Here is a 13,207-nt window from a genome sequence, read left to right on the forward strand (position 1 = left end):
ACTTCTCAGCGCCCGGACGCGAGGGCCGACCGCCACTTCTCGGCCGCGGTCAACGGGACGGGTGCGGGGCGTTCGACCGCCGTCGTCAGCTCGACCCGCCGGCCCTCGGCAGCCGACCGGAGCAGGGCGGTCATGATGTCGAGTACGTGCAGCCCCATCTCACCGCTGGCCCGTGGTGGGCGCATCTCGTCGGACCGGACCAGGTCGATCAGGCCGACCCCACGGGAGGCGGCGACGTAGCCCGCCTGCGGTTCGAGGGAGCGCCAGCCGGGGCCGTCCAGCGCGAGGTGGCGGACCTCGCCGTCGAAGGTGTTCGGATCGGGTACGGCGAGGGTGCCGTCCTCCCCCTGCACCTCGATCGGCGCGGCCGTGGTCGCGACACCGTCGAAGCTGGTCGTGAGGGTGGTCAGGGCGCCGCCCGCGTGTTCCAGCACCCCGGTCACGTGGGTCGGCACCTCGACCGGGATCCGCTGCCCGAGGCGGGGGCCCGAGCCGATGACCCGGACATCGCGCAGTTGGCTGGCCGCCCCGATCACCGCACGGACCGGCCCGAGCAGGTGGACCAGCGCCGAGATGTAGTACGGCCCCATGTCCATGAGCGGGCCGCCGCCCGGTGCGTAGTAGAAGTCGGGGTCAGGGTGCCAGCGCTCATGTCCCGGGGTGACCATGACGGCCGACGCGCAGAGCGGGCGCCCGATCAGTCCACCGTCGATCGCCGCCCGGGCGGTCTGCGTACCGGTGCCCAGGACGGTGTCCGGCGCGCAACCGACGCGGACTCCAGCCGACGCCGCCCGGTCGATGATCGACCGGCCCTGCGGAAACGTGACGGTGAGCGGCTTCTCGACGTAGACGTTGCGGCCGGCGTCGATCGCCGCGCCGCATATCTCGGCGTGCGCCGCCGGGATCGTGAGGTTGAGCACCGTCGCCACGTCGGGGTGATGGAGCAGTCGCTCGACGCTCACCGCCTCGGCACCGGGAATCGCGGCGGCGGCTGCGACGGCTCGGGCCGCGTCCAGGTCGGCCACCGCGACGACCCGCACCGTGGGGTGGTTGGCGAGCGTGTTCAGGTACGCCCGGGAGATGACCCCGAGACCTACGACGCCGACGCCGTGCGGGTCGCCCACACCATCCCCCTCTCGATGACGGTTCGGACACCCGGGTGCTCCAGCACGTCGAGGCTGTGTCCCGGAGTCGTCACGACGATCCGCCCGGCCCCCCAGTTTCGGGTCCAGATCGCCGGCGAGGTGACCGGCCGGTGCCACGGGTGCCATGCCTGCCTCGGATGGGTGGTGGTGGCCAGCACGTCGATCAGGTCGTCGTGCAGCACCCAGTACTGCTCGGTGACCAGGTCGAAGTCGGCGATCCCGGCGGTGATCGGATGTTCCCGACCGAGGTCGGTGATGGTGACCGAGTGGGGCAGGAAGTTGTCCTTCTCCGTGCCGCTGCGTTCACACGGCTCGATGCCCGGGTGGGTGACGAACTGGCCGCCCACCAGGTGCAGGTAGTCCGAGCAGGCGCGGAACGAGTCGACGATGCCGCCGTGCCAGCCGGTGAGGCCCGTCCCGGCCGCGATCGCCGAAGCCAGACCTGCCACCTGCTCCCCGGTGATCTGCGACATCGTCACGCACTGCACGATAAGGTCGGTGCCGGCCAGTTCGGTGGCGTCGGCGTAGATTTCCGTCGACCCTTCCACCCGTACCGTGTATCCGCCGCGTTCGAGGAACGGGATGAACAGCTCCGTCGCCTCGACCGGCCGGTGCCCTTCCCACCCGCCTCGGACCACAAGGGCTCTCCGCAGCGCCACGCCTGACTCCCTCCCCCGGTCCGTCGCCTGCTGGCCTCCGCTGCCGCCGGCCGACGCCCGCAGCTTCCGATCATCGACAACCGTACCCGATCAGGGCCGACCGGACCCGCGGCGCGAACTCCCAATCGGCGCGCTCAACCCGACCTCGGCGCTGCTGGTCCAACGGCAGCACCCAGTCACTGGACCAGGTGGCTGCCGGACGGCGTCAGGGCCATGTTCGCCGAGCGGAGTCGGTCACTCGCAGCAGAACCGACACGACGAGCCTGCGGGTACGCCACCGTCTTCCTTGGTTCCACGCGGAACCGGTTACTGACGCTTCGGTTGCCCCAGTGGGGCGCAGCGAGTGCCTACTGGCTGGGGACGGTCATGTCGAAGTCGATGATGACCTCTGAACGACCAACCCAGACCAACCTCGCCTCACGGAAGACGTCGCCGCTCGGATGCCAACGGCTAAGACCAAAGCCGCAGTCGCAGCGCAGTTTGATTGCCTGACCGGGCAGCACTTGCAACTGGTAGGTGTCACCGACGTAATCCACACCAGAGACGTCACCGGTAACCGCGTTGAAGGCAATCACCGGGCTGTAGCTGGGCAGTTCGTCGACCACAACGTTGCCGCGCACCACGGTCGCGCCGCGCAACGGCTGGTCCAATGTGCTGCTGCCGCCCGCCCGCACCGGCACCGTCCGGGCAAGTCGGGCGTTACCGACCCCGCCGGACCACTGGGTCGCGATCTGCGGACCGGAGAACTGTAGCGCCCAGTCGTACGGTCCGAGCCTACCGACCGTGTAGCGGCCGACGGCGTCAGTGATCGCCACATCCGGGGTGTACTTCGGATGCGGCACCATGGGGACCAGCCCGACGTACACGCCGGCCACCGGCCGGCCGGTGGCTGCGGCAGTGACGGTGCCGGTGATCTCGCCCGGCGGATCGAGTCGGATCTGTGGCGCGGAGGTCACGGCACCGGCCCGGACCCGGATCACGGCGGCACGATGCCGTTGCCCGGTGCCACCATGCGTCCCGACCCATTGCAGCCCGTGCCGCTGCTCGTCGTACGGCGGGCTGACGAAGAGCTGGTAGCGGCCCGGTTCGACACCGTCCGCGAGGAGTGTGCCGTCCGCAGCAGCACAGTGACTACCCCGGCCGAGCTGCAGGTCGCCGAGATCGATCAAGGTGTACCGGTCGCGTTCCATCGGCACGAATCGGACGCACGCGCGGGCGGGCAGGCCGGTGACGGCGTCGCGAACGGTGGTGCTCACCACTCCCGATTCGGCCGTAGCGCCCCGGTCAGGGGCCTGGTCCGCAGCAGACACGGTGGACGCGCCGGTGGCGAACACGGGTGACACGAGCAGCAGGACGGCGAACCGGAGACCGGACCGGGTCAACAATCCGTACATGATGGACTCCTAGTCACGATGGCGCCCGACCGTACCCGCTGCCACCAGAAGCGCATTGTCGGATCTAGGAACGAGTTCACCATCCACAACAACCGACACAACGCCTCGGCGGACCGTCGCGAAGTGACCTTCGGGCACGCCTGGACCATCGAGTGCGACCTCTACTTGAAATACGGCCACCCGTACAGGAATGAAACCACCAGCCAGAAAAGATCATTTATAGTTAATTGACAGCGGTTATCTCCATACTGACGTCCACCCATCACGCAAAAGTGCCCGATGCCACACCGCCGGTTGCGATCACGCCATGGAGGCAAGCGATTACAAGTGATAGACTTTCGTGAATCAGCTGGATTTTCTCATTATTGGCCGTAGCGCCTCGTCGGACCGCCGCGAAGGAGTGGTCAAGACCATTCACTCCCATGGAATGACGCGTCAATGACACCGCAGAAGAACCGGAGTGACTACCGGAGGTAACAGCGTGCGTGTAGAAATACTGGGGCCCCTTCGCGTCGGCTACCACGGGCAGCACTTCCGCCTACCGGGGCGCCGCAGCCAGGTGATCATGGCGCTCCTCGCGCTGGAGGCCAACCGCGTCGTACCGATGGATCGGCTCATCGACGCGGTGTGGGAGGACACGCCTCCGTCGACCGCGCGCGGCCAGGTGCAGATCTGTCTGTCGACCCTGCGCCGGGCCTTTACCGGTCGTGACCTGGCCAGCCCTTTCGAAACGCACCGCTGCGGATATCTGCTCCGGGTCGCCGACGGTCAACTCGACGTCGACGTGTTCGGCCGGCTTATCGCCGAGGCACGCTCCATCGCGTCCGTCGGTGACCTGGCCGCCGCCGCCGAACGGCTGCGTGCGGCTCTGGCGCTGTGGACCGGTCCCGCCCTGGCCGGCCTGCCGGGGCGGATTCTCGAGGCAGGCCGGAAACGGCTGGAGGAGTTACGTACCGCCGCGATCGAGGAGCGGATCCGGCTCGATCTGGCCTTGGGCCGCCACGAAGAGGTGGTCAGTGAGCTGATCTGGCTCATCGAACGCCATCGGCTACGCGAGCGGCTGTACGCACTTCTGATGCTGGCGTTGTACCGCTCGGGCCGGCAGGCGGAGGCGCTGAACATCTACCACGCCGCGCGGACTGCGTTCGTCGACCTGCTCGGCATCGAGCCGGGCGACGAGTTGCGCCGCCTCGAACAGGGAATTCTCCGTGGCGAGTCCGACCTCGAACTACCCACGCACCGCGCCGATACCCGCCGGACGTACCAGCCGGCGGCACCGCGCCCCACGCCACACCAGCTACCGACGGACACAGCAGACTTCGTCGGCCGCCAGGACGAGGTCACCGCCGCCTGCAACGCGCTGGCTCCAGGCAGGGCCGACGGACGGGCGGTACCGGTGGTCAGTGTCACCGGCCGTGCCGGCATCGGAAAATCCGCCCTGGCCCTGCACGTGGCACACCGCATGCTTCCCGGCTACCCGGACGGGCAGCTCTACGCGTCGCTCGACCCGGCGCACGGCCGTACGGAGCAGGTCCTGCGGCGCTTCCTCCGCGCGCTCGGCGTGGACCGGGCCGACATCCCAGCGGAGATCGACGAGCAGACCCAGCTGTACCGGAGCCGACTCGCGGGTCAGCGGATCCTCGTCGTACTCGACGGCGTCACCGACGAGTCGCAGGTCCAGCCGCTGCTACCCGGTAGCGGCACCTGCGGCGTGCTCGTCACCAGCCGATCCGCGTTGGTGGGCCTGCCCGGCGCGCACCGGGTCCGGCCCCGGCTGCTCAGTCCGGCCGACGGGCTGCGGCTGCTCGCCAAGATCGTCGGTCACCGGCGGGTGGACACCGAGGCGGACGCGGCGGACGCTCTCGTCACCTTCTGTGGCGGACTGCCCCTCGCCCTGCGTATCGCCGGTGCCCGGCTGACCGCGCGGGAGCACTGGGGCATCGGTCAACTCGTGGCGCGGATGCGTGACGACACGCGGCTGCTCGACGAGCTGGAGCACGGACCGCTCAGTGTGCGGGCGAGCCTGGCGGGTAGCTACCGGGCCCTGCCCGACGGCCCCCGCCGGCTGCTGCGCCGGCTCGCGCTGCTGGACTGCGCTCAGCTCCCGGCCTGGGTCGCGGCGGCGCTGCTGGACACCGACCCGAACGTCGCCGAGGACCTGCTCGAACAGTTGACCGACGCGCAACTGGTGGACGCGGATCGCGCGCCGGGTGGCGGCCAGCCGCTGTACCGGTTGCCGGCGCTGGTCCGCGTGTTCGCCGCGGAACGGGCCGATGTCGAGGACACCGCAGTCATCCGGGAGCAGTCGCTGCGCCGGGTCTGGGCCACCTGCCTGTACCTGTCCGGTACGGCGAGCCAACCGACGGAGGGAGCCGGCACGGACATGCCGTCGCCGACGGTGACCGACGCGGTGGTGGACCGGCTGCGCGCCGATCCGATCAGCTGGCTGGCGGCCGAACTGCCCACCCTGATGGCCGCGGTGCACCAGGCCGCCCGGCTCGGCTGGCAGGGCCCGGCCGGTGACGACGTCACCGGTACGCCGCGTACGGCCAGCGGTTAGCCGCACCCGGTATCCGGCGACTATCGATCGGGCATCGACCACTTTCGCTGGGTCGCCGGTCAGTCTCCGCGACCGCCGAGCGGGACAGCGAAGCGATATTCCATCGAAGTCGGTGACTGTTTTGCTGGCCGCATGGCCCTCACCGTCTCCGTGGTCATCCCCAACTACAACTACGCCAAGACCCTCGACGCCTGCCTGAGCTCGGTGTACGGGCAGACGTACCCGCCGCACGAGGTCATCGTCGTCGACGACCACAGCACGGACGGTTCGCGGGAGATCGCCGCGCGGTTCCCATGCCGGACCGTCGTCCACCCGGACAACCGGGGCGTCTCCGCCGCCCGCAACACCGGAGCCGCCCTCGCCACCGGCGACGTGCTGTTCTTCCTCGACTCCGACGAGGCGCTGGAGCCCGACGCCATCGCCAACGCGGTAGCGATCCTGCGCGACGATCCGGCGGTCGGCTGCGTGCACGGGGTCATCGCACCGGAGCCGCTGGTCGACGACGGGCCGGTCGAGTGGTACCGCACGCTGCACGCGTACTGGTGGCGACGGCGGCACGCCGGCCCGGTCCGGACCGCCTTCTTCGCCCAGGCGGCGATCCGCCGCTCGGTGTTCGACGAGGTCGGGCCGTTCGACGAGGAGCTGCGCGACTCCGAGGACCTGGAGTACAGCGACCGGCTCGCCCCGCGTACCCGGATCGTGCTCAGCGAACGCGTCGTCGCCCGGCACGACGAGGTCGCCCGGCTCGGTCCGCTGCTGGCCGAGCAGTTCCGCCGCTCCCAGTTGCTCGCCCGGACCGTGCTGGCGGCCCGCCGCGAGGGCCGCGCCAGTCTGACCGCGAACCGGCCCGCCGGGATCCTCGCCGTGGCGGGGGCGCTGGGCATGCTCCCGCTGGCCCTGGTCCATCCGGCTTTCGCCCTCGGTTCGGCGCTGCTGGTCGCCGTCTTCGCGGTCTGTGACATCGGGCTGCTGCGGTTCGTCGCCCGCCACCGTGGTCGGCGGTTCCTGCCGTTCTTCCTCGGGGTGCATCTGCTGCTGCACGTCGCGCTGGTCGCCGGGGCGGTGCTGGGCTGCGTACGGCTGCTGCTCGGCCACCGGCCGACGCGCTGGCTCACCCCGCTGGTGCTGGTCTCCGCCGTGGTCGCGCTCGGCTTCACGGTACGCGCCGCCGGCACCGCACCGCTGGTGGCGCTGAGCCGCCCGGCCGGCCTGCCGCTGCTGCTGGCGGCGACCGCCACGAACCTGGCCGGGCTGCTGATCGGCATGGTGGCGTGGCGGGTCCTGGTCCCGGTCCGCGGCCTCCCGGCGGCCCGGATCTTCTTCCTCGGCCAGCTCGGCAAGTACCTGCCCGGACGGGTCTGGGGCGTGGTCACCCACGTGGACCTGGGCCGGCAGGCCGGGGCACCCGCCGAACGCATGATCACCGCCTACCTGGTCAGCATCGGGCTCACCATCCTCGCCGGGGCCGGGGTGGGACTGCTCGCCGCGCCGGGGCCCTGGATCCTGCTGCCCCTGGTCGGATTCGTCGCCCTGCTGGTCCGCCCGGCGCTGCTCGACCGGCCCGTCGCCCTGGTCGCCCGGCTCGTCCGACGCCCGGTCACCCCGCTGCCGCGAGCGGCGGTCCGCGCCGCGCTGGCGCTGGCGCTGCTGTCCTGGCTCGTCTCCGGCCTGCACCTGTGGGCGCTGGCGGTGGCGCTCGGCGCGCCGGCCGACCGCTCGGCTGCGGTCGCCGTCGGCGCGTTCGCGCTGGCCACCGTGGCCGGCAGCCTGTCGATCGTCGCACCCGACGGCTGGGGTGTCCGCGAGTTCGCGCTCGCCGCCGCGCTGGCCACCGTCCTGCCCTGGGGGGTGGCCGGCACGGTCGCCCTGGCCAGCCGGTTGGTCTGCGTCGTCGTCGAGATCGGCACCTCCCTCGCCGTACTCGGCCTGGCCCGTTTCCTGCATCGAGGAGAGTCTCATGTCCACGCTGTTCACCCTTGACGACGCCGAGCGACTCGGCGTCGGCGAGGTCCACGACCTGTACCGACGGCACGTGAACAAGTCCCAGGTGTCGCTGATGACCTCGTTCGGGTTCGGCCGCGAACTGGTCGACCGCGCCGAGGGCGCCTACCTCTACCAGCGTGACGGCCGCCGGATCCTCGACATCACCGGCGGGGTCGGCGTGCTCAACCACGGTCACAACCACCCGCGGATCCTGGCCGCCCGACGACGGTACACCGACCGGCACCGGATGGAGGTGCACAAGACCTACTTCTCTCCGTACCTGGCCGCGCTGTCCCACAACCTCGCCCAACTGCTCCCCGGCGACCTGAACATGTCGTTCCTGCCGAACTCCGGCGCCGAGGCGGTGGAGGGGGCGGTCAAGCTCGCGTACAAGTACCACGACGGGCGCCGCGCGACGGTGCTGCGCGCCGACATCAGCTTCCACGGCAAGCTGCTGGGCTCCGGCGGCCTGACCGGGCAGAGCCAGTACGCCTTCCCCACCATCCCCGGTATCGACACCTTCACCTACGGCGATCTGGAGTCGGTGCGCGCCGCCGTCGCCCGCCACCGGGGCGACGTCTACGCCATCCTCATCGAGCCGTTCAGCGCGTCGACGATCCGCTGGTGCTCGGCCGAGTTCCTCTACGGCCTACGCCAGCTCTGCACCGAGCAGGACATCGTCCTGATCTTCGACGAGATCTACACCGGCTGGGGCAAGACCGGCAGCCTGTTCTACTTCATGCGTCACGAAGGGCTGATCCCCGACGTGCTGACCACGTCGAAGTCGTTCGGTGGCGGCAAGTCGTCGATCTCCGCGTTCGTCGCCCGGGAACCGCTGTACCGCAAGGCCTACGACAACCTCGGCGACGCGTTGCTGCAGAGCACCAGCACCACCTACTACGGCTTCGGCGAGGAGTGCGCCACCGCGCTGGAGGCGGTCAACGTCGCGGTCGGCGACGACTACCCGGCCCTGGCCCGCGACCTGGAACGGGTCCTGCGTCCCGGCCTGGCGCGGATCGCCAAGCAGTACCCGGACATCGTCAGCCAGGTGGCCGGCGCCGGTGCGCTGTGGGGGGTCTTCATCGACGGCGGCCCACGGATCCTCGACCTCGTCGCCAAGCTGGCCCCCGGCGGCATCGCCAAGGACCCACGGTTCAGGACGAAGCTGGTCACCTGCGCCGTGATCAACGCGCTCTATCACGACCACGACGTGTTCGCCTACTACACCCTCAACGGCCGCAACCCGCTGATCTTCGCACCGAGTCTGGTGACCGTGCCGGCGGACGTCGAACGCGCCGTGGACAGCCTGGACCGCACCCTCGCCCAGGGGCTCGGCCGGCTGGTCACCCGGTTCGTCCGGGAGAAGGTGAGCACGCTGTGGTGAGCCGGACCGTCGTCGTCACCGGAGCCGCCGGCATGCTCGGCTCCCACCTGGCCGCCCGGCTGCGCGCCGACGGTCACCACGTCCGTGGCGTCGATCTGCGCCCCGGGGTCGACGTCGCGGTCTCCGGCGACGTGCGGGATCCGGCCGCGATGTCCCGGGCGGTGGCGGGTGCCGACGCCGTCGTGCACTGCGCGTCGGCGCTGCCCAGCTACCCGGTCGCCGAGATCCGGTCGATCGTCGTCGATGGCGCGCGGACCGTGCTGTCCGCCGCGGTCCGCGCCGGGGTGGCCCGGGTGGTGCACATCTCGTCGACCGCCGTCTACGGTCTGCCCCGGACCGTACCCACGACGGAGGAGCACCCCCGGGAGCCGGTCGACGCCTACAGCGCCGCGAAGACGGCCGCCGAGGAGTACGCCGAGCGGCTGCGCGCCGACGGCGCCTGCCTGCCGATCGTGCGGCCCAAGACATTCCTCGGCCCGGGCCGGATGGGGCTGTTCTCCATGCTGTTCGAGTGGGCCGAGGAAGGCCGCAACTTCCCGGTCATCGGCCGCGGCGACGTGCGCATCCAGATGCTCGCCCTGTCCGACCTCGTCGACGCGGTGACCGCCGTGCTGGACGCACCCGACACGGTGGCGAACGACACCTACAACATCGGCGCGGCCTCCTTCGGCACCTTGCGCGAGGACTTCCAAGCCGTACTCGACGCCGCCGGTTACGGCAGACGGGTGGTCTCGGTGCCGAGCCGCCCGGCGCTCGCGCTGCTCGGCACGCTCGAACGGCTGCGGTTGTCCCCGGTGTACGGACGTCTGCTGCACAAGCTCACCGCCGACTCGTACGTCTGTATCGACAAGGCCCGGGACCGGCTCGGCTTCACCCCCCTCATGTCCAACCAGGACGCCATCCTCGACACCTACGCCTGGTGGCGTGACCAACGCAAGGAGCCCCGTGATGCTGCCCAGAACACCGGACGCACCAGCCGCGATCCCTGGAAGCAGGGGGCACTCGCCGCCGCCAAGGTCTTCTTCTGACCGTCCGGCCCGCACCAGCCTCGCCCGCGACCTGTTCGTGCTGCTGCGGCCCGGACAGTGGCCGAAGAACCTGGTGGTCCTGCTCGCGCTGCTGGACCCCGCGCTGATGGACTGGCGGGCCGCGGGCCGCCTCGGCGTCGCGGTCGGCGCGTTCGTCATCGCCGCCTCGGCCGTCTACGTGCTCAACGACATCGCCGACCGCGAACGCGACCGGGCCAGCCGGACCAAACGGCACCGGCCGATCGCGGCCGGACGGGTCACCCCCCGGACGGCGGCGCTGCTCGGAGTACTGCTGCTGGGCGTCCTCGCGGTGATCGTCGGCGACGCGCTGACCACCTGGTGGCCGCTGCTGGTGTACCTGCCGTTGAACCTCGCGTACAGCTTCGGCCTCAAGCACGTACCGCTGGTGGACCTGTTCGTCGTCGCCGCCGGCTTCGTGCTGCGGCTGGTGCAGGGCTACACGACGGTCGGGGCGCGGCCGCCCGGCTGGCTGGTGCTGTGCGTGCTGTCGGTGTGCCTGCTGCTCGTCCTCGGCAAACGCCGCCACGAGCTGCTCGCCGGCGAGGCCGCCCACCGGCCGTCGCTGGCCGGCTACAACCAGCACCTGGTCGATGCGCTGCTGGTGCTGACCGCCGCCGCCACCCTCGTCACCTACCTGGCGTACGCCGCCACGGTCAGCGCCACCGGACTGCTGACCGTCCCGTGCGCGCTGTTCGCCCTCTTCCGCTACCTGCAGGTCGTGTTCGTCGACTCAGGTGGCGGCAACCCTGTCTCGGTGCTGCTGCGCGACCGGGTGCTGCTGGTCAACGCCGCGCTGTGGCTGCTGCTGCTGGAAGGGAGCCAGTTGCATGGATGAGCCGAAGGTGTCGGTCGTCGTCCCGATGTACAACGACAGCCGGACCATCGACCTGTGTCTGGCGTCGGTGTCGACCCAGACCTACCCGGCGCACGAGATCATCGTGGTCGACGACGCCAGCACCGACGACAGCGCCGTACGTGCCGCCCGGCACTCCTGCACCCTCGTGCGGGCCGAGCGCAACGGCGGGCCCGGCGCCGCCCGCAACCTCGGCGTACGGCACGCCAAGGGCGACATCGTCTTCTTCATCGACGCGGACATGATCATGTATCCGGACGCGATCGGAAACGCGGTCACGTTGCTGTCCGGCCCGCGGGGGTACGGCGCGGTGTTCGGCGTACCGGACAAGGTGCCGTTGTTCGTCGAAGGGCCGGTCGGGCAGTACCGCATCCTCCAGTACCACTACTGGCGGGTCAGCGCGCAGGGGGAGGTCAGCGGTGGCTTCTACGCGCTCGGGGCGGTGACCCGCGCGGCGTTCGACGCCGCCGGCTGGTTCAACCCGGCGCTGCGGCAGACCGAGGAGATCGACCACGCGGAGCGGCTGTCCCGGCGGTACCCGATGCTGCTCACCGCCCGCGTCAGCGGGCGGCTCTCCGACGAGAGTCACCTGATACCCCTGCTGCGCAAGGCGTTTCGCCGCGCCCGGCTGCGGGTGCCGTTCTACCTGCGCCGCGGCCGGGCCATGCAGGGCATGGAGACCGGTGGCCGGGCCGCCGCGGCGGTGCTGGCCCTGCTCACGATGCTCAGTCTGCCGGCGGCGGTGGGGTACCCGCCGGTGCTGGTCGGTACCGCGCTGCTGCTGGCCGCGTTCGTCGCCGTCGACGCCGGCCAGTACGCGTTCGTCCGCCGCGAGCGGAGCTGGCCCTTCCTGGTCTTCTTCACCACGGTGCACCTGCTGGTCAACGCCACCGTCTCCGGTGGGCTCGCCGTCGGTGTCCTCACCTGGCTCACCAGCCGACAGTTCCGTCACATGTACGAAAGGACCGCGCCGTGACGATCGACGACATCGCCGGATCCCCTGCCCCGGCCACCGGCCCTCCGCTCACCGGCCGGAGCGAGCCACGGTGGCGGCGCGTGGCTCGGGCCCTGCGCCGTTGGTACGGCTGGCTGCTGATCGCGGTGGCGGTGCTGTGGCTGGGCTACAACGTCGTACGTCGCGCCGCCACCGGCAGATGGCACTGGTCGATCCTGCTCGACGCGGTGCCGCCGGTGTTCCTCGTCGCCGTGCCGCTGCTGCTGCTCGGGCTCAGCGCCGCCGCCTGCGGCCCGCGTCGGCGGTGGGCCGCCGCCCTGGCTCTGGCCGGGCTGCTGCCCGGCATCGACCAGTCCGGCGTCAACCTGCACGCGCTGCGGCCCGGCGACCGACCCGTCCCGGCCAGCGCGGTGCATGTGGTGAGTTGGAACACCAACTACTGGGGCATGAGCAACGACGACCCGCAGGCGCAGCTCAGGTTTCTGAAACGGCTCGACGCCGACGTGTACCTGTTGCAGGAGCATGTGATCTGGGTGCCCGGCACCGGCGAGATCGGCTATCACCCGATCCGGGACGACGCCAGGTTGCAGGCGGAGTTCCCCGGCTACCACATCGTGCGCCGCAGTGAACTCGTCACCATCTCCCGGTTCCCGGTCGTGGCCACGCCGGTCTTCGGCCCGGCCGCGCAGCTGCCCCCGGACGCACCGTTCAACCAGGTGTTCAGCCGGGACAAGGTGCTGCGCACCGACCTGCGCGTGGGGGACAGCACCGTTTCGGTCTACAACGTGCACGTCACCGTGCCCACCGCCATCGACCTGAGCATCCTGCGGCCCCAGGTCGACCCGGACGCGTACTTCCGTCGCAAGTTCGACTGGCGGCAGGCCGAGGTGCAGGGTCTGGTCGACGATCTGCAGGCCAACCCGAACCCGTCGATCATCTCCGGCGACTTCAACGCCACCTCGTCGATGGGGACGCTCGACCCGCTGCGGGCGGTGGCCGAGGACGCCACCACGGCAAGCCGCCACCTGCTGCCGATGAGCTGGCGGTTCAACGCCCCGATGACCTTCCAGTGGGACAACCCCCTCGCCGGCCTGCCGCTGCCGTTCTGGCGGATCGACTGGACGTTCACCGCAGGTCCGGTCACGGTGCACCGGTACGAACTGGCGTCCGCGGAGTACCTGTCCGACCACCGGCCGCAGCATCTGTGGTTCTCGGTAGGTTGACG

General features: G+C 70.6%; 10 protein-coding genes. 7 read left to right on the top strand and 3 right to left on the bottom strand.

The annotated features are described in order from the left end of the window. Positions 1–5: 5 nt before the first annotated feature. The 3 genes from EDC02_RS12630 to EDC02_RS12640 form a co-directional block, all read right to left on the bottom strand. The gene (locus tag EDC02_RS12630) at positions 6–1,124 is read right to left on the bottom strand and encodes a Gfo/Idh/MocA family protein (protein ID WP_123602114.1); all 1,119 of its coding nucleotides are present in this window, start codon (positions 1,122–1,124) and stop codon (positions 6–8) included. After that, the gene (locus EDC02_RS12635) at positions 1,094–1,804 is read right to left on the bottom strand and encodes a ThuA domain-containing protein (protein WP_123602115.1); all 711 of its coding nucleotides are present in this window, start codon (positions 1,802–1,804) and stop codon (positions 1,094–1,096) included. The genes EDC02_RS12630 and EDC02_RS12635 overlap by 31 nt, the downstream gene beginning before the upstream one ends. Before the next feature lie 347 nt (positions 1,805–2,151). Next, positions 2,152–3,198: a carboxypeptidase-like regulatory domain-containing protein gene (locus tag EDC02_RS12640; protein WP_123602116.1), complete on the bottom strand. Its 1,047-nt coding sequence runs from the start codon at positions 3,196–3,198 to the stop codon at positions 2,152–2,154. Positions 3,199–3,679: 481 nt separating this feature from the next. Between EDC02_RS12640 and EDC02_RS12645 the strand changes: the two genes are divergently transcribed. The 7 genes from EDC02_RS12645 to EDC02_RS12675 all read left to right on the top strand — a co-directional run bounded on the left by EDC02_RS12645 (position 3,680) and on the right by EDC02_RS12675 (position 13,205). After that, the gene (locus EDC02_RS12645; RefSeq protein WP_148083440.1) at positions 3,680–5,758 is read left to right on the top strand and encodes an AfsR/SARP family transcriptional regulator; all 2,079 of its coding nucleotides are present in this window, start codon (positions 3,680–3,682) and stop codon (positions 5,756–5,758) included. A 132-nt stretch (positions 5,759–5,890) separates the two neighbouring features. After that, positions 5,891–7,738, top strand: a complete 1,848-nt coding sequence (locus EDC02_RS40235) for a glycosyltransferase (RefSeq protein ID WP_158632178.1) — start codon at positions 5,891–5,893, stop codon at positions 7,736–7,738. Between the two features lie 76 nt (positions 7,739–7,814). Then, positions 7,815–9,125 (top strand): aspartate aminotransferase family protein, encoded by a 1,311-nt coding sequence (locus EDC02_RS12655; protein ID WP_199757842.1) that lies wholly within the window; start codon positions 7,815–7,817, stop codon positions 9,123–9,125. Beyond that, positions 9,119–10,153: an NAD(P)-dependent oxidoreductase gene (locus tag EDC02_RS12660; RefSeq protein ID WP_123602119.1), complete on the top strand. Its 1,035-nt coding sequence runs from the start codon at positions 9,119–9,121 to the stop codon at positions 10,151–10,153. Before EDC02_RS12655 ends, EDC02_RS12660 begins: the two co-directional genes overlap by 7 nt. Continuing rightward, a complete protein-coding gene (locus tag EDC02_RS12665) occupies positions 10,074–11,009 on the top strand; it encodes a UbiA prenyltransferase family protein (RefSeq protein WP_123602120.1) in 936 nt (311 codons plus the stop codon). The genes EDC02_RS12660 and EDC02_RS12665 overlap by 80 nt, the downstream gene beginning before the upstream one ends. Then, on the top strand, positions 11,002–12,003 hold the full coding sequence (locus EDC02_RS12670) for a glycosyltransferase family 2 protein (RefSeq protein WP_123602121.1): 1,002 nt from the start codon (positions 11,002–11,004) through the stop codon (positions 12,001–12,003). Before EDC02_RS12665 ends, EDC02_RS12670 begins: the two co-directional genes overlap by 8 nt. Further along, positions 12,000–13,205 (top strand): endonuclease/exonuclease/phosphatase family protein, encoded by a 1,206-nt coding sequence (locus EDC02_RS12675; protein ID WP_123602122.1) that lies wholly within the window; start codon positions 12,000–12,002, stop codon positions 13,203–13,205. The genes EDC02_RS12670 and EDC02_RS12675 overlap by 4 nt, the downstream gene beginning before the upstream one ends. The last annotated feature ends 2 nt before the right edge of the window (positions 13,206–13,207 follow it).

The organism is Micromonospora sp. Llam0, assembly GCF_003751085.1.
Lineage (GTDB): Bacteria > Actinomycetota > Actinomycetes > Mycobacteriales > Micromonosporaceae > Micromonospora_E.

Bases quoted from the DNA above. Each gene is read 5' to 3' on its own strand.
- EDC02_RS12640 (WP_123602116.1), bottom strand. From the start codon at position 3,198: ATGTACGGATTGTTGACCCGGTCCGGTCTCCGGTTCGCCGTCCTGCTG.
- EDC02_RS40235 (WP_158632178.1), top strand. From the start codon at position 5,891: ATGGCCCTCACCGTCTCCGTGGTCATCCCCAACTACAACTACGCCAAG.
- EDC02_RS12655 (WP_199757842.1), top strand. From the start codon at position 7,815: ATGACCTCGTTCGGGTTCGGCCGCGAACTGGTCGACCGCGCCGAGGGC.
- EDC02_RS12665 (WP_123602120.1), top strand. From the start codon at position 10,074: ATGCTGCCCAGAACACCGGACGCACCAGCCGCGATCCCTGGAAGCAGG.
- EDC02_RS12670 (WP_123602121.1), top strand. From the start codon at position 11,002: ATGGATGAGCCGAAGGTGTCGGTCGTCGTCCCGATGTACAACGACAGC.